The organism is Rahnella bruchi (assembly GCF_003614975.1).
In the GTDB taxonomy this organism is placed as follows: Bacteria; Pseudomonadota; Gammaproteobacteria; order Enterobacterales; family Enterobacteriaceae; genus Rahnella; species Rahnella bruchi.
In genome coordinates this window covers 58,089-76,648 of sequence record NZ_QZWI01000004.1, presented here as the reverse complement: position 1 = coordinate 76,648, position 18,560 = coordinate 58,089, and the positions used below count along the sequence as shown (strand labels likewise).

The 18,560-nt window shown below is 54.6% G+C and carries 16 protein-coding genes; 10 read left to right on the top strand and 6 right to left on the bottom strand.

Annotated features, from left to right (window positions below; genetic code table 11):
- The first annotated feature begins 1 nt into the window (after nt 1).
- The 5 genes from rsxC to nth are packed head-to-tail and all read left to right on the top strand — an operon-like array spanning nt 2 to nt 5,124.
- The gene (gene rsxC, locus D5398_RS10185) at nt 2–2,107 is read left to right on the top strand and encodes an electron transport complex subunit RsxC (protein WP_120507520.1); all 2,106 of its coding nucleotides are present in this window, start codon (nt 2–4) and stop codon (nt 2,105–2,107) included.
- Nucleotides 2,108–3,160 (top strand): electron transport complex subunit RsxD, encoded by a 1,053-nt coding sequence (gene rsxD, locus D5398_RS10180; RefSeq protein ID WP_120507519.1) that lies wholly within the window; start codon nt 2,108–2,110, stop codon nt 3,158–3,160.
- A 9-nt stretch (nt 3,161–3,169) separates the two neighbouring features.
- Complete coding sequence (rsxG, locus tag D5398_RS10175) at nt 3,170–3,802, top strand: electron transport complex subunit RsxG (RefSeq protein WP_120507518.1); 633 nt, start codon at nt 3,170–3,172, stop codon at nt 3,800–3,802.
- Nucleotides 3,795–4,493 carry an electron transport complex subunit E gene (locus tag D5398_RS10170; RefSeq protein WP_120507517.1) on the top strand — a complete coding sequence of 233 codons (699 nt, stop codon included), beginning with the start codon at nt 3,795–3,797 and terminating at the stop codon, nt 4,491–4,493. Before rsxG ends, D5398_RS10170 begins: the two co-directional genes overlap by 8 nt.
- On the top strand, nt 4,486–5,124 hold the full coding sequence (gene nth, locus D5398_RS10165) for an endonuclease III (protein ID WP_120507516.1): 639 nt from the start codon (nt 4,486–4,488) through the stop codon (nt 5,122–5,124). The genes D5398_RS10170 and nth overlap by 8 nt, the downstream gene beginning before the upstream one ends.
- Nucleotides 5,125–5,167: 43 nt before the next feature.
- On the opposite strand, the gene D5398_RS10160 is transcribed toward nth, so the two are convergent.
- The 4 genes from D5398_RS10160 to D5398_RS10145 all read right to left on the bottom strand — a co-directional run bounded on the left by D5398_RS10160 (nt 5,168) and on the right by D5398_RS10145 (nt 9,296).
- Nucleotides 5,168–5,665, bottom strand: a complete 498-nt coding sequence (locus tag D5398_RS10160; RefSeq protein WP_120507515.1) for a YjjA family protein — start codon at nt 5,663–5,665, stop codon at nt 5,168–5,170.
- A gap of 99 nt (nt 5,666–5,764) precedes the next feature.
- Nucleotides 5,765–6,685 (bottom strand): LysR family transcriptional regulator, encoded by a 921-nt coding sequence (locus D5398_RS10155; protein WP_120507514.1) that lies wholly within the window; start codon nt 6,683–6,685, stop codon nt 5,765–5,767.
- 48 nt (nt 6,686–6,733) lie between these two features.
- Nucleotides 6,734–7,714, bottom strand: coding sequence for an alpha/beta hydrolase (locus D5398_RS10150; RefSeq protein WP_120507513.1), 981 nt, complete (start codon nt 7,712–7,714; stop codon nt 6,734–6,736).
- Nucleotides 7,715–7,877: 163 nt separating this feature from the next.
- Nucleotides 7,878–9,296: a NarK family nitrate/nitrite MFS transporter gene (locus D5398_RS10145; RefSeq protein WP_120507512.1), complete on the bottom strand. Its 1,419-nt coding sequence runs from the start codon at nt 9,294–9,296 to the stop codon at nt 7,878–7,880.
- Between the two features lie 359 nt (nt 9,297–9,655).
- On the opposite strand from D5398_RS10145, the gene narX reads away from it, so the two are divergent.
- Both narX and narL read left to right on the top strand, forming a co-directional pair.
- Nucleotides 9,656–11,467 (top strand): nitrate/nitrite two-component system sensor histidine kinase NarX, encoded by a 1,812-nt coding sequence (narX, locus tag D5398_RS10140; RefSeq protein ID WP_120507511.1) that lies wholly within the window; start codon nt 9,656–9,658, stop codon nt 11,465–11,467.
- Entirely contained in the window at nt 11,464–12,114 is a 651-nt protein-coding gene (gene narL / locus D5398_RS10135) for a two-component system response regulator NarL (protein ID WP_112290142.1), read from the top strand. The genes narX and narL overlap by 4 nt, the downstream gene beginning before the upstream one ends.
- A gap of 76 nt (nt 12,115–12,190) precedes the next feature.
- On the opposite strand, the gene D5398_RS10130 is transcribed toward narL, so the two are convergent.
- Nucleotides 12,191–13,684, bottom strand: coding sequence for a YchO/YchP family invasin (locus tag D5398_RS10130; protein WP_120507510.1), 1,494 nt, complete (start codon nt 13,682–13,684; stop codon nt 12,191–12,193).
- 424 nt (nt 13,685–14,108) lie between these two features.
- Here D5398_RS10130 and D5398_RS10125 point away from each other — a divergent pair, with 424 nt between their 5' ends.
- The 3 genes from D5398_RS10125 to D5398_RS10115 are packed head-to-tail and all read left to right on the top strand — an operon-like array spanning nt 14,109 to nt 17,869.
- Nucleotides 14,109–14,858 (top strand): gluconate 2-dehydrogenase subunit 3 family protein, encoded by a 750-nt coding sequence (locus D5398_RS10125; RefSeq protein ID WP_120507509.1) that lies wholly within the window; start codon nt 14,109–14,111, stop codon nt 14,856–14,858.
- A gap of 15 nt (nt 14,859–14,873) precedes the next feature.
- Nucleotides 14,874–16,637 (top strand): GMC family oxidoreductase, encoded by a 1,764-nt coding sequence (locus D5398_RS10120; protein WP_120132988.1) that lies wholly within the window; start codon nt 14,874–14,876, stop codon nt 16,635–16,637.
- On the top strand, nt 16,634–17,869 hold the full coding sequence (locus D5398_RS10115) for a c-type cytochrome (RefSeq protein ID WP_120507508.1): 1,236 nt from the start codon (nt 16,634–16,636) through the stop codon (nt 17,867–17,869). The genes D5398_RS10120 and D5398_RS10115 overlap by 4 nt, the downstream gene beginning before the upstream one ends.
- A gap of 67 nt (nt 17,870–17,936) precedes the next feature.
- On the opposite strand, the gene D5398_RS10110 is transcribed toward D5398_RS10115, so the two are convergent.
- Nucleotides 17,937–18,356 carry a hypothetical protein gene (locus D5398_RS10110; RefSeq protein ID WP_120132990.1) on the bottom strand — a complete coding sequence of 140 codons (420 nt, stop codon included), beginning with the start codon at nt 18,354–18,356 and terminating at the stop codon, nt 17,937–17,939.
- Between the last annotated feature and the right edge of the window lie 204 nt (nt 18,357–18,560).

The window sequence follows — 18,560 nt, the reverse complement described above, 5'->3', positions numbered from 1 at the left end:
CATGTTTAATCTGTTTGCCGCGCTCAAAAAAGACAAAGTCTGGGACTTTGATGGCGGTATTCATCCGCCGGAAATGAAGACTCAGTCGAGCCACGTTCCGCTGCGCCACGTGCAGCTGCCTGAGCGCTTTATCATCCCTCTTCAGCAACATCTTGGCCCTGAAGGCGAGCTGTGTGTAAAAGCTGGCGACCGCATTCTGAAAGGTCAGCCGCTGACCACAGGCCGTGGCCGTACCGTGCCGGTACATGCGCCAACGTCGGGCGTGATCACCGCCATCGAACCGCATATCACCGCGCACCCTTCCGGCCTGAAAGAAATGTGTGTATTGATCGAAGCCGACGGTCTTGATATCTGGTGCGAGCGTGAATTGATTGCCGATTACCGCGAGCTTTCTGCCGGTGAACTGAATCAGCAGATCAGCCAGGCCGGTATCGCCGGGCTGGGCGGTGCAGGTTTCCCGACGGCCAGCAAACTGGCAGGCGGTCTGACATCTACACGCACGCTTATCCTCAACGCCGCCGAATGCGAGCCTTATATCACCGCTGATGACCGGCTGATGCAGGAACATGCCGCCGAGATCCTCGCAGGCACGCGCATTCTGTGTCATATGCTGCATCCTGAACGCGTGCTGATTGGCATCGAAGACAATAAGCCCGAAGCCGTTGCGGCTTTTAAAGCGGCGATCAAAGCCGAACAGGCTGATGGTGTGCGCATCGAGCTGCGGGTGATCCCGACCAAATACCCTTCCGGCGGCGCGAAACAGCTGACCAAAATTCTGACCGGTCTTGAAGTGCCAAAAGGCCATCATTCGTCGTCCATCGGCGTGCTGATGCAAAACGTCGGTACCGTGTTTGCCATTAAACGCGCAATTATCGACGGCGAACCGCTGATTGAGCGTGTAGTGACACTCACCGGCGAAGCAATGGCAAAACCCGGCAACGTCTGGGCGCGTCTGGGCACACCGATTGAACATCTGATGCGTGAAGGCGAATTGCAGCCACAGGGCGACAAAAAAATGGTGATTATGGGCGGCCCTCTGATGGGCTTTACCCTGCCGTCGCTTAATGTGCCTGTGGTCAAAATTTCCAACTGCCTGCTGGCACCCTCTGAATCTGAACTCGGTCAGCCCGAGCAGGAAGAAGCCTGTATCCGTTGCAGCCTGTGCGCAGAATCCTGCCCGGCAGGTCTGCTGCCACAGCAACTTTACTGGTTCAGTAAAGGTGAAGAACACGAGAAAGCGCGTAAGCATAATCTGTTCGACTGTATCGAATGTGGTGCCTGTGCGTACGTCTGCCCGAGCAACATTCCTCTGGTGCAGTATTACCGTCAGGAAAAGGCCGAAATCCGCGCCATCGACAGCGAAACTGCCCGCGCGACTGAAGCCAAAGCCCGCTTCGAAGCTAAACAAGCGCGCATGGAACGCGAGAAGTTAGCGCGTGAAGAGAAACATCAGAAAGCGGCCGTGAAGCTGGACGAAGCGCCAGTGGAAGAAGCAGCGGTCACTGAAATCGTGGCAGAACAATCTGCCGAAGCCGATCCGCGCAAAGCCGCGCTGGCCGCTGCTATTGCCCGAGCGAAAGCGAAGAAAGCCGCAGCGGAACAGGAGATTCCGGTGGCTTCTGAGCCGGTGCCTGAATCACCGCCCTCTGCGGAAGATGACCGCAAAGCTGCCCTGGCTGCGGCTATCGCCCGCGTAAAAGCGAAGAAAGCCGGAAATACCGGCGTCGTCGTTGAGGCAAAAGAAAGCGAGCTGGCAGTGGCCCCGCAGGCTCCGGCAGAGGATGACCGTAAGGCCGCCGTTGCCGCAGCCATCGCCCGTGTGAAAGCAAAAAAAGCCGCCGCCGCGCAACCGGTGAATACAGAAGAAAATGTGACAACGTCACCTGCTGAACCTTCAGCAGACGACAAACGCAAGGCGGCTGTGGCTGCTGCTATCGCCCGTGCCAAAGCGAAGAAAGCCGCCGCACTGAGTGAAGCGCAGGACGCTGAACCGGAAGAAAAAGAAACATCACAACAAGAAAGCGATCCACGCAAAGCCGCTGTGGCTGCAGCGATCGCCCGAGTTAAGGCCCGTAAAGCCGCTCAGACAATGTCGAACGAGGAATAGATGGCCTTCAGGATCGCAAGTTCACCTTTTACGCATAACCGCCAGAACACCAGCACCATCATGATGATGGTGATCCTGGCGTGTATTCCCGGCCTGATCGCTCAGGTCTGGTTTTTTGGTTACGGCACGCTGGTTCAGCTGACGCTGGCTATCGTGATTGCCCTGCTGGCAGAAGGCGCGGTATTGCAACTGCGCAAACTGCCGGTGAAAAAACGTCTGGGCGATAACAGCGCCCTGCTGACCGCGGTTTTACTCGGCGTCAGCCTGCCGCCACTCGGCCCGTGGTGGATGGTGGTGCTCGGCACGATTTTCGCCATCATCATTGCCAAACAGCTTTACGGCGGTCTTGGACAGAATCCGTTTAATCCGGCGATGGTCGGTTATGTGGTGCTGCTGATTTCGTTCCCGGTGCAGATGACCACCTGGCTGCCGCCGGATGCCCTGCAACATCATCACGTCGGATTCGCCGATACGTTGCTGACCATTTTTACCGGCCACAACAGTCAGGACCTGACCGCGTATCAGCTGAATATGAACGTGGATGGCGTGACGCAGGCCACCCCGCTGGATGCGTTTAAAACCGGTCTGCGTTCAGGGCATACCGCCGATCAAATCCTCGGCACACCGCTGTTTGGCGGCACGCTGGCCGGTATTGGCTGGCAGTGGATTAACCTCGGGTTCCTGGCCGGGGGTCTGTTCCTGATGTGGCGTAAAATCATCAGCTGGCATATTCCGGTGGCGATGTTAGGCATGCTGGCCGTGTGCGCAGGCATTGCGTGGGGTCTGGCACCGGAAAGTTATTCCTCGCCGCTGGTCGGGCTGTTCTCCGGCGCGACGATGCTCGGCGCGTTCTTTATCGCAACTGATCCGGTGACCGCTTCCACCACGCCGAAAGGCCGTCTGATTTTTGGTGCGCTGATTGGTTTACTGGTATGGCTTATCCGCAGTTACGGCGGTTATCCGGATGGCATCGCTTTTGCAGTTTTACTGGCCAATATCACCGTGCCACTGATTGATCACTACACGCAACCGCGCGTTTACGGGCATCGCTGAGGAAGAATTATGTTAGCAACAATGCGACGCCACGGCCTGATCCTGGCTTTCTTTGGCGCACTGATGACCGGCATGACGGCGCTGGTCAATCTGATGACCAAGCCGACGATTGAACATCAGGCACTGTTACAGCAAAAATCGCTGTTTGATCAGGTGATCCCGGCCAGTGTCTACGATAACGACATGCAGAATGAATGTTACAACGTCACCGATGCATCCCTGGGGACTGTCACACCACACCGGATGTATCTGGCGCGCAAAGAGGGTCAACCGGTGGCAGCTGTGGTCGAAACCACCGCGCCTGACGGCTATTCCGGTGCGATTCGATTGCTGGTAGCTGCTGATTTTCATGGCAAAGTTTACGGTTCCCGCGTGCTGGAACAGCATGAAACACCGGGACTGGGTGACAAAATTGAAGTGCGTATTTCCGACTGGATCAAGCATTTCGCCAATCAGACCGTTAATGGCGCAACCGATGAGCGCTGGGCAGTGAAGAAAGATGGCGGTATGTTTGATCAGTTTACCGGCGCGACCATTACACCGCGTGCCGTAGTGCGTTCTGTAAAACGCACGGCATTATTTATCGGGACGGTACCGTCTCAGCTTTCCCACCTCACCCCTTGTGGAGCCCGTGATGAGTGAAGCCAAAAAGATAATCGTTCAGGGTCTGTGGACCAATAACTCTTCGCTGGTGCAGCTGCTCGGGCTTTGTCCGCTGCTGGCCGTGACGTCCACCGCCACCAACGCCCTCGGTTTGGGGCTGGCGACCACGCTGGTGCTGACCTGTACTAACGCCATGATTTCCGCGTTCCGTAAGTGGATCCCGGATGAAATCCGCATCCCGATTTACGTCCTTATTATCGCCTCCGTCGTGAGTACCGTGCAGATGCTGATCAACGCGTATGCGTTCGGCCTGTATCAGGCGCTGGGGATTTTTATCCCACTGATTGTGACCAACTGTATTGTCGTCGGACGCGCCGAAGCCTGCGCTGCCAGCAGCCCTGTCCATCTGGCTGCGCTTGACGGTGCGATGACCGGGCTGGGTGCCACCTGCGCGATGTTCGTGCTGGGTTCGATGCGTGAAATTCTCGGCAGCGGCGTATTGTTTAACGGCGCGGATTTACTGCTCGGCAGCTGGGCGAAAGTGTTGCGTGTCGAAGTACTGCATCTGGATAATCCGTTCCTGCTGGCAATGCTGCCGCCGGGAGCCTTTATCGGCCTGGGCCTGCTGCTGGCGGGGAAATACATGATTGATCAGCGCATGAAAGCGCGTAAAGCGGTGCAGCACGTTGCCGCTGAAGAAAGTCTGCCAAAGGGAAGTGTGCATGAATAAGGAAAAGCGCGTCGAGATCCTCAGCCGTTTGCGGGACAACAATCCGCACCCGACGACCGAACTGGTGTACACCACACCGTTCGAGCTGCTGATTTCGGTTCTGCTTTCCGCGCAGGCCACGGATGTCAGCGTGAATAAGGCGACGGCAAAGTTGTATCCGGTCGCCAACACTCCTGAATCTGTTCTGGCGCTTGGCGTGGACGGCGTGAAGGAATACATCAAGACCATCGGCCTGTTCAATGCCAAAGCCGAAAACGTGATCAAAACCTGCCGTATCTTGCTGGAAAAACACAGCGGCGAAGTCCCTGAAGACCGCGTCGCACTGGAAGCCCTGCCGGGCGTCGGGCGTAAAACCGCAAATGTGGTGCTCAACACTGCCTTCGGCTGGCCGACCATCGCCGTGGACACGCACATTTTCCGCGTGTGTAACCGCACCAAGTTTGCGCCGGGGAAAACCGTCGATGACGTCGAAGAGAAATTACTGAAAGTGGTGCCAGCAGAGTTCAAACTCGATTGTCACCACTGGCTGATTTTGCACGGTCGCTATACCTGCATTGCACGCAAACCGCGGTGTGGGAGCTGTCTGATCGAGGATTTGTGCGAGAGTAAAGAGAAGGTTTATGCGGAGTGACGTACCAGCTCCTCCCCCGCGAAGGGGGAGGAGAAAGTCAAAATCAAATAAACGATTTCGCCTGCTTCAGTACCACATCACACGCTTTGGTCTTCACTTTCTCTTTTACCTGCGTCAGACCGCTGCCGAGGTTGTTCAGATCCACACTCTGATCTTTGCCGGTTTTCAGTAAACCGCCCAGCCCTTGCTGATAATCCTGACTTTCTGCGCCGGACGCGTTCTGGATCCCCAGTTTGTCCAGAAGCTGGTCTTTCACGTTTTCGGTGCTGGCTTTGGACAGCACATTATTCTTCACGCAATATTGCAGAACACCCGCCGCGTTGGATGCGCTGGTCGAGGTCAGTGCGCTGTCGCCGCCGCTGAGCAGCGAGGTCAGCGAAGATGTGGTGCCGGCAGAACCGGTTTTGCTGCTGGTGCCATTCAGTCCGTCGTTGGCAGCCTGCTGCAGTTGTCCCAGAAGATTATTCGAGGCCTGTGCGCCTGCTGAAAGCAAAATACCCGCAGAGGCCATCGCCAGAACAACCGCTTTCAAAGTTTTCATGTTTTACTCCATCCATTTCACATAAGTTTCGCGGCAAAGCTTGGGCTTAAATATTCATTACATCAATAGGAATACCGGAGGGAAATTGACTGAACATGTTTATTTAGCCATTTTAAGCGTTTGCTGTTGCGCCAGCCAGACACCGGCTGCGGTGAAAAAGTGCTGAGCCAGCGGCGTTGCCCTTCCCCCTTCGGCGACCACCAGTGCGGCGTGGCGGCTCATCGGCGTGATATCCAGCGGGCAACGTTTCAGAGCAGGATGCATTTCATCAATAAGATGCCCACGCGGCACCAGCGCACAGCCGATGCCGACAAACACGCCCTGCATCAGCTGGAAAATTGATGTGCTTTCCAGCGTCGGATGCAATTCCAGCCCGGACTGACGGAAAAAATTATCCAGATAACGACGGAAATAACGGCTCGGTTCAGAAAGACATAACGGCAATGCCACCGCCTGTTCAGCGGTCATCAGTTCAATGTCCTGCAACTGCGGGAAATGGTCCGGGTGATACACCACGTCAACGCCACCGTCGTCGAGCGGCACCAGTTGGAATCGCAGCTCATTGAGCGTCGAGAACTCAAAGAAACCGATACCCACATCCACCGAATGACTGCTCAGCGCTTCAATCAGCTGATCGGCACTGACTTCCGACACCCGGTAATCCAGTCCCGGATGCGCTTCGCTGACCGCTTTAATCAGCTGCGCCAGCGAGACGCTGCATTGCGGCATAACGCCGATACGCAATGTGCCGCTCAATCCCTGTTTCAGCGATTCGACTTCGAGTTTCAGACCTTCATAGACCGCGACGATTTCCCGCGCCCAGCTCAGTACCCGCAGGCCTTCGGCGGTAAAACCTTCAAAGTTATTACCGCGGTTAATCAAATTAAGGTCGAGTTCTTTTTCGAGGTTCTTGAGGCGCATCGACAGCGTCGGCTGACTGACAAAGCTGGCTTCCGCCGCCCTGCCAAAATGCCGTTCGCGCTCGAGATTACAGAGGTAGATGAGTTGTTTAATGTCCAATTGAGTATCTGATTCAGCCGGTTGTTTTGCCTGAGGGAATGTTTCCCATTATAAGCCAAAGTCATGTGTATGACGCAGCGGATTAAAGCCCGCTAAGGCATCCTGGCGCTGTTTACGGGCGCGACGCGCCAGCGCATAAGCCGGATCGCCGTTGAAACCGTGGAATCCGCCAGGATAGATGCTGAACTCAACCGGCACACCGGCGCGGATTAACCGGCGGGCGTACTCCATATTCTCGTCGAGGAATAAATCAATTGAACCGACGCCTATCCAGGCCGGAGGCAATCCGCCCAAATCTTCCGCGCGGGCAGCGGCAGCGTAGCAGGAAATGTCCGGCAGACCCGCTTCATGACCGAGATACGCGTGCCAGCCGAAAAGATTGTCCTGACGCGTCCAGGAGAATTCGCCGGTCACCGGATTAGGGTGGGGATCCGTGACCGTGCGGTCGTCGAGCATCGGATACATCAGATTCTGAAACGCCAGTGTCGGACCGCCACGGTCGCGGGTCAGCAACGCCAGTGAGGCCGCCAGTCCTGCACCGGCACTGTCACCCATCACACCGATATGTGCCGGGTCGATACCCAGTTCATCGGCCTGTTCTGTCATCCAGACCAGCGCGGCATAGCAGTCTTCCAGCGGGCCGGGGAAAGGCGTTTGTGGCGCAAGGCGATAATCCACTGAAACAATGACGCAATCTTGTTGTGCCGCTGTCGGGCGCGTCAAGGGTGTCGACTGTTCCGGGCTGCCGAGCACGTAACCGCCGCCGTGAATATGCAAAATACCCATCCGCCCTTTTCGCTCATGCTGCGGCGAGATCACCACAACACGCACCGCTGGCGCATCTTCGCCACCGGAAATGTGATGCTGAGTGAGGGTCACAGGCAGGCCATCGTCCTGTAAAAGGCTTTCCAGCGCCGCCGCCTGACGCTGCTCGCGCATGGCAGGCAGAACGGAGGCTTCAAGAACGCGCTCCGGCATCTGTTCCAGTAACGGGCGCAGCTCGGGGTCTACCAGGTGGGCAGTTTTCATCACGGGATCCTTATCAGAAATGATTTACCCTGTTATATATCACGCCCTGCGCAGGTTTTAAAAAGCCTGAATGGTTATGCCTTATATCTGATTACGTTCAGTAATTCATGTTGACCAGAATACAAAAAAGGGGCCGAAGCCCCTTTCATTATATCTATACTGATTACTTTCTGACTTGTTTGGTCGCAAAACCTTTGTTCAGTTTGCGTAAGTAAACCAGCCAGGTGATCAATGCACACACCACGTAGAACACCAGGAAGACTTTCATCGCGCCCGCCGGTGAACCGGTCATCGCCAGTGAAGTCCCGAACGCTTTAGGGATAAAGAACCCGCCGATAGCACCAATGGAAGAGATAAAACCGAGCGCCGCGGCGGTATCGGTCACTGCTTCACGCAGGGCTTCATCGTCGCTTGCGCCTCGTGCTTTCGCCTGATCGGTGGTCAGTTTACGGAAGATCACCGCAATCATCTGGTAGGTAGAACCACTCCCCAGACCGGCCGTCAGGAACAGCACCATAAATACCCCGAAGAACGCAGGGAAGTTACCGCCTACGCCACCAACCGGCAGGGTAAGGAACAGCAGTCCGGCGAAAATAGCCATCACGATATAGTTCACCAGCGTCACGCGGACACCGCCAAGACGGTCAGACAACATGCCACCCGCAGAACGCGCCAGCGCACCGAAGAACGGGCCGAAGAAGGCGAACTGCAGAATGTTGACATCAGGGAACTGTGTTTTGGTCAGCATCGCAAAACCGGCCGAAAAACCGATAAAGGAGCCGAAAGTCGCCAGATACAGCACGCTCATGATCCACAAGTGACCGCGTTTAAGTACCGGCAACTGCTGGCGGATTGACGCTTTAGAAGACGCCAGGTCATTCATTCCGAACCAGGCAGCAATGGTGCCGATCAACAGGAAAGGCACCCAGATCCACGCGGCATTTTGCAGCCACATGTCTGAGCCATTCGTCAGCGTTTGTTTATCACTGAACGCCGCAAAAACGCCGAGAGAAATCACCAGCGGAGCGACGAGCTGCATCACGCTCACACCCAGATTGCCCAGACCACCGTTGAGACCCAGTGCGCCGCCCTGCTTCGCTTTCGGGTAGAAGAAGCTGATATTGGCCATGCTCGACGCGAAGTTTGCGCCACCAAAACCGCACAGCAGCGCGATGATCAGGAAGACGTTGTAAGAGGTGCTGGTATCCTGTACCGCAAAACCCAGCCATGCACATGGCAGGATCAGGAAAACGGTGCTGATTGCCGTCCAGCGGCGACCGCCGAATAACGGGATCATAAAGGAGTACGGCACACGCAACAGTGCGCCGGAAACTGACGGGATGGCGGTCAGCATAAACAGCTGGTCGGTAGTGAAGTTAAAACCGACTTTGTTCAGATTGACCGAAACCAGGCTGAACAGCATCCAGACACAGAAACCCAGTAGCAAACAGGGAACAGAAATCCACAAATTTCGGCTGGCAACTTTATGACCGGTTTTTTCCCAAAATGCCGGATCTTCCGGACGCCAGTCCTGTAACAGGCGTGACGGTTTTTCCGCCGGTGAAGCTGATGTATGTGACATGTGTACCTCGGGTGGCAACGCATTGTTGTTGTAATGATTAAGTTATGTCGCACACACTAGGTAGAGCCCCGCCTCTCGATGTTGATGCAAATCAACGCAACAGCAGGTGGATCACGGCGTAAAAATGACCACAAGTCCTTTATGAGTATCCGGCGAATTTCCAATAAACTGCTATTATTCATAAAGTTGATAAAGAGATCCTTGCCTCATTTTTGCCGACAGGTTCAGGATGGAAATAAAGGAGTAATCATAAAGAGGTATAGGGAAACTCCCCCTGATCATAAAAAATGCCCACTCTGTACAGGACTGTGGTAATCCACACTTTTTCAATGTCCCGATAAATTCCAGGAATTCTCTCCATGCTTAAACGTGTTTTGCCATCTCTTTCACTGGTCAGCCAGACAACATTACTGATGTTGCTGCTTGGCCTGCTGGGTATTGGCGGGATGAGTATGGCTGCGTGGATGGCGGGAAGTATTGAAGGCAATGCCCACGCGATCAATAAAGCCGGTTCGCTGCGCATGCAAAGCTACCGTTTGTTGTCCGAAGTGCCGCTGGAAGGTAAAGATAAAAGCATCGCTTATATTCGCCAGATAGAAGCCGACCAGAACAGTGCCGATTTGCTTGTGGCCGTTGAGCGCGAAAACCTGCAACCGCAGTTTCAGGCGCTGCGTAATTACTGGCAGACAACGCTGCGCTATCAGATTCTCACCGCGAAGCATCCGCAGGATGTGTCTGCCAATATCGCCGTATTCGTCGGTCAGCTCGATACGCTGGTCGCCGAACTGGAACATAAAACTGAATACCATTTACAACAGATTTCGCTAATCCAGCGCGGTCTGGTCGCCGTGACCCTTTTGCTTCTGGCGCTGACCATCTGGTTCCTGCGCCGTCACCTGCTGGCTCCGTGGAGAAGTTTGCTCTCACAAGCCAGTGCCATCACCGCCGGTGATTTTAGCCATCGTTATCAGCGCAACCGGGTCGCCAATGGTGACGCCCATAACGAAATGGATATTCTCGGCGATTCCCTTAACAGCATGTCTCTGGCGCTGGCGGAAATGGTCGATAATCTGGCGCAACGCGTGGCGGAGAAAACCGCCGACTTGCAGCAGAAAAATCAGATGCTGGATTATCTGTATCGCGTAAGCCGTCAGCTTCACACCAGCGAGCCGCTCGAAGCGCGGATGGAGCCGGTGCTGAAAGAATTGCAATCACTGACGCCGCTGAACGGAGTGCAATTGCGACAGTACGAAAATAACAGCGCCGAAGTGTTTAATGCCGGAGTGTTTCAGGAGTTGAGTAACACGTCGCCCCGCCCGCCGCTCAGTCCGCAAGAAGGCAGACATCCCGATGATAACAGCGAGTCACTGAGCTGGAGTCTGCGCGATGAGCGTGAAAATTACGGCGTATTACTGGCGCAACTGCCGCCGGGTGAAAATCTCAATGACGCCCAGCAACAACTGGTGAGCACCCTGCTTGAGCAACTGACCAGTACACTGATGCTGGCGCGTCAGGCCGAACATCAGCAACAGCTGATGCTGATGGAAGAACGTTCGGCGATTGCGCGCGAACTGCACGACTCACTGGCTCAGTCGCTTTCATGCCTGAAAATTCAGGTCGCCTGTCTGCAAATGCACGCCGGTGATTTCAGCGAAGAAGATCAGAATCTGCTGCAACAAATGCGTGACGAACTGAGCACTGCTTACCGTCAGCTTCGTGAATTACTCACCACCTTCCGTCTAACATTGAATACCCCCGGTCTCAGGGCGGCGCTGCAACATACTGCCGATGAATTCTCACGCCGCATGGGTCTGACAATAGATTTCAATTATCAGATCCCGCCGCGTTCTGTACCGGCTAATCAGGGTATTCATCTGCTGCATATCGCGCGTGAAGCGCTGAATAATGTTTATAAGCACGCCAGGGCAACGCAGGTTTCGCTTTCCCTGCATTGCGATAACGGTGAAATCACCCTGCGTATTTGCGACAACGGCGAGGGTATTTCGCCGAATGTCGAGCGACAAAATCATTATGGTCTGATCATCATGCAGGATCGCGCCAGTACCTTACATGGTAAATGTCGGGTTGCCCGACGCCCGGACGGCGGCACCGAAGTGACGGTTCGTTTTCGTCCGGAAGCCCTGCCCATTAATCCCCAGGAGCAAGTATGAACGACATGACCCCTTCCACTATTTTGCTGATTGACGATCATCCGATGCTGCGTAACGGCGTTAAACAGCTGATTGCGCTGGATACCAGCCTGAAGGTGATTGGCGAAGCGAGCAACGGCGAACAGGGAGTGGAACTGGCGAAACAGCTCGATCCCGACCTGATCTTGCTGGATCTGAATATGCCGGGCATGAACGGTCTCGATACGCTCGACAGCATGCGCCAGACCTCGCTTTCCGGGCGCATTGTGGTGTTCAGCGTTTCCAATCATGAAGATGATGTGGTGACGGCGCTCAAGCGCGGCGCGGACGGTTATTTACTCAAAGATATGGAGCCGGAAGATTTGCTGACCGCGCTGCACAACGCCGCTGCGGGGAAAATGGTGCTGAGCGAAGCCCTGACACCGGTGCTGGCCGCCAGCCTGCGTGAAAGCCGCCCGAGCGGAGACCGCGACATTCAGTCCCTGACGCCGCGCGAGCGTGACATCATCAAGCTGATTGCTGAAGGCTTACCGAATAAAATGATCGCCCGCCGTCTGAATATCACCGAAAGCACAGTGAAAGTTCACGTCAAACATCTGCTGAAAAAAATGAAACTGAAATCCCGCGTCGAAGCTGCGGTTTGGGTGTTGCAGAGCAATGTGCTTTAACCCGATGTTAACCTTTTAAACTCTCTCGCGGCCTGCCCCTTCGCAGAGGGAGGAGCAAGGTTATCAGTGATATCAGTTAAAAATTCAGCCCCGCGTCATCGCCGTATTGCGGCTGCGCGGTCAGTGGCGGGGACACATTGAGGGTGATCCAGTTGGAGGTCACTTTTTGTGATTTGCTGTCTTCGACCGTGACGGAAAGCCGGTAGCTGTTGGTCGCGCCCGGCGAATTGTCCCATGGCGGCACAATGACGCTCCACCCGTCCGGGTTACGGTTATTCGCCGGTGGCGTCAGGCTCAGCGCCTGTGTATCGCCCTGCCAGCTGAGTGCCACGATTGAATTCAGCGCGCGTAATTGCAGTTTCAGCGGCACAGTTTCGCCCGGCTGTAATGACCACGGCGGCGTGGCTAAATAGACCGATAACGTTTTACGCTGTTTAAACTCCATCACCGGCATATTATTGCGATCCACCATGTCCATCCGGCTTCCGCGAAGCGATCGCGCCACCGCCACATTCTGTGATGACAGTTGCTGAGCGAGCGGTACACCCAGCCGGTAGTTCAGCGTCAGTTTGACCAGATCCTGATTATCACCATCCTGCCCCGCCTGATGCTCCGCCATCACTGTGACCAGCGGTACCGGCGTGTAATTGAGTCCGAATGAAACTGCTGAAGGATTAGTCTGGCGCGTACCATTACCGAACAGATCGACCTGATCCCCAAAATACTGCTCGTAACTGAGCGATGCGCCCAGCTGGCGATAAAACGGCAAATAACCTTTAGTCGAAATATCGTAACCACGTGCCTGACGTCGTAACTGAGCAGACGTACTGCTGTCGGCTTTATAGGAGGAAAACGGCTGATAATAGTTGGTCGAGAAACGCAGATAATCTGTCCAGGCCTCTGCGCCGAGACTCCCGCGCGTCAGCTGATGGTCAAAGTCATTATCGATAAAAGCGTTGTAACCCAGCATCCACGAGCCGGTATTAAAGCGCTGGCCCAGACCGAAATTACCCACCGTGGCATCCGAGGCACTTTGCAGCCCAATCTGGCTGTAGACCAGATTGTTTTCAGAATTGTACAACGGGCTGAAAAGCTGACCGGAACTGCCGTCAAGATTATGCCCCGTGACATCCAGTGTCGTGCTGACCGTGCCCAGTGGCGAAAGTAAGCTGCTGGTTTCTTTCTGAACCAGTTTGGCGGCCTGAGTCAGCGCCAGCGTTTCGGCCTGTATGCGCAGCGGATCGTCGCTGTCGCTGGTGGTGGTACCCAGTTCTTTAAGTGTCGTCGCCAGCTGTTTTTCAGTGGCGCTCGGACCGGTGTCATTTTTAATGTACTGGCTGCCCAGGCTTGGCAGAGCATTGGTCTGAGGTGCAGCGCCGGTATTAAACGTTGACTGAGTGTCGCTGGCGGGAAGAAAACCGCTGAGGTTATAGCTGAGGGCGCTGTATTCGGCAGGGTCTGCCGTCAGCGCACTGGCGCTTACAGCATAGAGAGCAGTTCCTCCTGCAAGGATGGCAGGGGCCGCGTAACGCTTCAATAAATCAGAAAAAAAATCTGTGACGTTTGTCATGCCTTACACATTTTGCCAGTAAGATTCGATCTTACCTTACGAGCAGTATAATTCAACCTTCATGCCACAAAAGGTCACAACCCCCTCCTCCTTAAATGAAATCATCCACATTCATTTCCTTGATGAATATATGGATGTTTTGTCATCAGATCACAAAATTTCATCTAAAATTACATCAGAAGTACTAATTCACACACATTTGATAACATTTTTGACACATCAACCATTTTTCTTTACAGAGTGTTTTCATTTATTCTTAGCAGGTTAACGATTTTTGATGCCACCCGACTGCTTATGCAGAGCGTATCTCAAATCAGAATGGCGTTTTCACCTGCGGATGTTTCACTGACCAAAACAGGCCGATGAACGCCATTTATAGCCCGTTGTTGCAACACTTAGCCCTTCTAAAAAACAGGGAACTTAAATGAGCAAAAAAACTTTGCCCGGTGTCACTCGCCGGCAGATCCTCTCGTTCACGGCAGCCTCAGCGGTGTTGGGCGCAGCCAAAGCCGCTAACGCAGTCACGCTTAAAGGAACGCCCGTGTGGAGCCCCTTTGACGCGAGCCCACCGCCCCAAATTGACATCGATGGCTGGGCGTTCTTCACTGACGCTGAAGCCGCTGCAATGGAAGCTATCGTAGACCGTCTGGTACCTGCCGATAATCTGAGTGCCGGCGGCAAAGAAGCCGGTTGCGCTGTGTTTATCGACCGTCAGCTGGCTGGTTTCTACGGCACCTACGCCCGCCTTTATATGGAAGGCCCTTTCCAGGAAGGCACGCCGGAACAAGGCGATCAGTCTCCGCTGGTTCCCCAGCAACGCTACCGTCTCGGCCTGGCTGCACTGGATAAATATACCCAGTCTCAGCACCAGAAGTTGTTCAAGGACTTGCCCGGTGACCAGCAGGACCAAATTCTGTCCGGTCTGGAAGACGGAAAAATAGCTCTCGATGGGATCGATTCCAAACTGTTCTTCGCCATTGCGCTGAAAAATACGATGGAAGGTTTCTTCGCCGATCCTATTTATGGCGGTAACCGCAATATGGTGTCGTGGAAAATGCTGGGCTTCCCTGGCGCACGCTACGACTACCGCGAATATGTCGGCAAACATAACCAGAAACTCGATCTGGAACCGCTGAGTATTTCGGGCGGCGACGCATGGAAAATGAAAAGCTAAGGGCAGAACAACATTATGGCAAAGAAATTACCTAAAACCGACGTGGTGGTTATCGGGCTCGGCTGGGCCGGTTCGATCATCGCCAATGAATTATGCGACGAAGGCCTGAATGTGGTGGCGATTGAGCGCGGACCGTGGCGCGATACTGCCCGTGATTTTAACGTGGCGACCGTCACCGACGAATTGCGCTACAACAGCCGTCAGGAACTGATGCTGCGCACCCGCCAGAACACCATCACTATCCGTAACAATCCGGCGCAAACTGCCCTGCCGATGCGCGAATGGGGTTCTTTCCACCCTGGTAACGGCACCGGCGGCGCAGGCAATCACTGGGCGGGCATTACCTTCCGTTTCCAGCCGGATGAATTCCGCCTGAAAAGCCATCTGACCGAACGTTACGGCGCAAATGCCATCCCGGAAGAGCTGGTGTTGCAGGACTGGGGCACCGACTGGGAAGAGATGGAGCCGCATTACGCCTCTTTTGAGCGGCTGGCCGGTGTTTCCGGAAAAGCCAGCAATGTGAAAGGCGAACATCATGACGGCGGTAACCCGTATGAAGGGATGCGCTCCATTGAATATCCGACCCGCCCGATGGATCAGCCTTATGGCCCGACGCTGTTTGCTGAAGCGGCGCGCAACATGGGCTACAAAGCGTTCCCGGTACCCTCTTCGCTGATTTCCGAGCCTTACACCAATCCGCTCGGCGTGAAAATGGGGCCCTGTACGTACTGTGGTTTCTGCACCAACTATGGCTGTGCAAACTATTCGAAAGCCAGCGCCATCACTACCGTGTTACCGGCGCTGATCCGCAAAGAGAATTTCGAAGCCCGTACCAACTGTGAAGTCATGCAGGTGCTGACCGATTCCACCGGCAAACGCGCGACCGGCGTGATTTACATCGATTCATCCGGTGACGAGTGGGAACAGCCCGCCGATCTGGTGATTGTCAGTGCATTCACTTTTGAAAACGTGCGCCTGATGCTGCTTTCCGGTATCGGCAAACCGTACGATCCGGTTACGTTAAGCGGCACCACCGGTCGTAATTATGCTTATCAGACCGCCAACGGCGTGCAACTGTTCTTCGATGACAAGAACTTCAACCCGTTCATCGGCGCAGGCGCGGTCGGAATGGGCATTGATGATTTTAACAACGATAACTTTGACCACAGCGGTCTCGGCTTCTTCGGCGGCGGCAGTATCCGTGTAACCCCCATCGGCGGCGCGCCTATTGGTTACCGACCCGTGCCACCGGGAACGCCAAAATGGGGTTCCGAATGGAAAAAAGCCACAGTCGCCAATTATCTCAGCTCGATGTCGATTGGTTGTGAGGCCAGCAGCTACACCACTAAAACCAACTATCTGTCGCTCGATCCGAATTACAAAGACCGGCTGGGCCGTCCGCTGCTGCGTGTGACCTTCGACTTCCCGGAAAACGACCTGAAAATGGCCGCCTATTGCACCGGTAAAGTTGCTGAAATCGCCAAAGCGATGAACCCGCGTCAGCTGGTCGCTAACCCGATGAAAGGCCACTGGAACGGTACGCCGTATCAGTCTTCACACGTGGTCGGCGGCTTTGTGATGGGTGCGGATCCTTCCACCAGTTCAGTCAACAAACATCTGCAAGTCTGGGATGTGCCAAACCTGTTTGTGGTCGGCGCGTCTGCCTTCCCGCAGAACCCAGGTTACAACCCGACCGGCACCGTGGGTGCGCTGGCGTTTAAAGCCGCTCATGCCATCCGTAATTTCTATCTGAAAAAACCGGGAGAGATGATCGCATGAAAAAGTTAACGTCATTCTCACTCGGATTACTGGCACTGAGCGTTTCCGGTCTGGCACACGCCGCGGGCGACGGCTCATTCGAGCAGGTAGAACGCGGGCGTTATCTGGCCACCGTGGGCGACTGCGCGGCCTGTCATACCGCCTCGACGCCGGATGCCAAACCTTTCGCCGGTGGTGTACCGATTGAAACGCCGTTTGGTCGTCTGGTCGGTGCAAATATCACGCCGGATCCGCAAACAGGTATCGGCAAATGGAGCTTCGACGACTTCCAGCGCGCGATGTCTGAAGGTATCGGTCACGGCGGAAAACGTCTGTACGGCGCGATGCCGTTCACGGCGTACACCAAAGTCACCCGTGAAGATAACGCCGCGATCTGGGCTTATCTGCAAACCCTGCAACCGGTGCATCATGAAGTCGAAACCAACCAGCTGCCGTTCCCGTTCAACGTGCGTACCAGTCTGATGGGCTGGAACTGGCTGAACTTCAACAAAGGCGAATTCAAACCGCAGATGGATAAGTCTGCCGAATGGAATCGCGGCGCTTATATTGTTGAAGGCCTGGGACACTGCGGAACCTGTCACACGCCGAAAAATATGATTGGCGGCGACAAAGACAGCGAATTCCTGCAAGGCGCAGTGGTAGAAAACTGGGTTGCACCGGACATCACCAGCAATAAGCACACCGGTATCGGCAACTGGACCCAGGAAGATCTGATGCAATATCTGAAGACCGGTTCTAACCGCTTCGATATGGCGTCCGGCCCGATGGCAGAAGAAGTCACCAACTCTTCACAGCACTGGACGGATGCAGATCTCAAAGCCGTGGCGGTCTATCTGAAAGACAGCGGTCACGACAGCGGGAATAAAGCTCCGGCGCCGGTGAAAGCGGAAGATAACGCCATGATGGCCGGGAAACATATCTATGCTGACCGTTGTTCTGCGTGCCATACGCCGGAAGGCAAAGGTCAGGAAGGTTTGTTCCCGCGTCTGGCCGATTCGGCGCTCATCAATCAGACCAACGCGACATCGCTTATCCGCGTCGTGCTGACGGGCAGCCGCCCGGTCGCGACCGACAGCAAACCGACGGCGCCGTCGATGCCTTCGTTTGATGCCAACTTGAGCGACGCCGATGTGGCCAACGTGCTGACGTATATCCGTAACAGCTGGGGAAATGCCGCCGCGCCGGTATCAGCCTCAGACGTGAAAGACCTGCGTGCAGAACTAAAGAAATAAGCGGGAAACTGCAGACATGATAAAGGCCGCGAAAGCGGCCTTTATTTTTGCAAGCATCACTGAGAAATCAGTGCTGGGAAGGCATCTGCATAATCTGTACTAACAGATGATCGTTATTCTGGCTTAACTGCACCAGATGTTTGCATTCCACTTTTATTGCGGTGAGCTGTTCTTCGGTCAGTGAGTACGGCAGGTTGATATCAATGCTGTACATATTTTGCTGCTCGGCCAGTTCAATCAACCGGACGATATTGGTCTCATCGCTGACCTGGGTGGAAACTACCTGTAACGCCAGTGCGCGTAAGGCTTCCTGCCTGGAATTTTCTTTCTTAGAACGGGATTTCAGTACCATGCCGAAGAACGGCATCACGCCGTAAATCGCGTCAACAAAACTCCATTTCTTTTTGCAGGATGCGGACAAATATTCCATATAGTCAAAGGACGCTTTTTGACTGCGCGCATCGGGTACCAGGCGGTTTTCATTCATCCCCTCTTCCTCTTCCTGGTCAGGGCCTGTTCAATTGAACGTACGAGTCTTGAACGTATGAGTCGGGCATAGGAAGTCCGGCCCGGCGCGCGGGTTTATGCCGATCCTTCTTTATGCTATTCAATTAGGCAAATCAATCTGTAACGATGAAGATATTCATCTATATAATGGCATAATTCACGGATGCTTTGCCAGTCGGTTTGG

Excerpts from the sequence above, each read along its gene's own strand:
- rsxC (WP_120507520.1), top strand. The coding sequence starts at position 2 with ATGTTTAATCTGTTTGCCGCGCTCAAAAAAGACAAAGTCTGGGACTTT.
- rsxD (WP_120507519.1), top strand. The coding sequence starts at position 2,108 with ATGGCCTTCAGGATCGCAAGTTCACCTTTTACGCATAACCGCCAGAAC.
- rsxG (WP_120507518.1), top strand. The coding sequence starts at position 3,170 with ATGTTAGCAACAATGCGACGCCACGGCCTGATCCTGGCTTTCTTTGGC.
- D5398_RS10170 (WP_120507517.1), top strand. The coding sequence starts at position 3,795 with ATGAGTGAAGCCAAAAAGATAATCGTTCAGGGTCTGTGGACCAATAAC.
- nth (WP_120507516.1), top strand. The coding sequence starts at position 4,486 with ATGAATAAGGAAAAGCGCGTCGAGATCCTCAGCCGTTTGCGGGACAAC.
- D5398_RS10160 (WP_120507515.1), bottom strand. The coding sequence starts at position 5,665 with ATGAAAACTTTGAAAGCGGTTGTTCTGGCGATGGCCTCTGCGGGTATT.
- D5398_RS10150 (WP_120507513.1), bottom strand. The coding sequence starts at position 7,714 with ATGAAAACTGCCCACCTGGTAGACCCCGAGCTGCGCCCGTTACTGGAA.
- D5398_RS10145 (WP_120507512.1), bottom strand. The coding sequence starts at position 9,296 with ATGTCACATACATCAGCTTCACCGGCGGAAAAACCGTCACGCCTGTTA.
- narX (WP_120507511.1), top strand. The coding sequence starts at position 9,656 with ATGCTTAAACGTGTTTTGCCATCTCTTTCACTGGTCAGCCAGACAACA.
- narL (WP_112290142.1), top strand. The coding sequence starts at position 11,464 with ATGAACGACATGACCCCTTCCACTATTTTGCTGATTGACGATCATCCG.
- D5398_RS10130 (WP_120507510.1), bottom strand. The coding sequence starts at position 13,684 with ATGACAAACGTCACAGATTTTTTTTCTGATTTATTGAAGCGTTACGCG.
- D5398_RS10125 (WP_120507509.1), top strand. The coding sequence starts at position 14,109 with ATGAGCAAAAAAACTTTGCCCGGTGTCACTCGCCGGCAGATCCTCTCG.
- D5398_RS10120 (WP_120132988.1), top strand. The coding sequence starts at position 14,874 with ATGGCAAAGAAATTACCTAAAACCGACGTGGTGGTTATCGGGCTCGGC.
- D5398_RS10115 (WP_120507508.1), top strand. The coding sequence starts at position 16,634 with ATGAAAAAGTTAACGTCATTCTCACTCGGATTACTGGCACTGAGCGTT.
- D5398_RS10110 (WP_120132990.1), bottom strand. The coding sequence starts at position 18,356 with ATGAATGAAAACCGCCTGGTACCCGATGCGCGCAGTCAAAAAGCGTCC.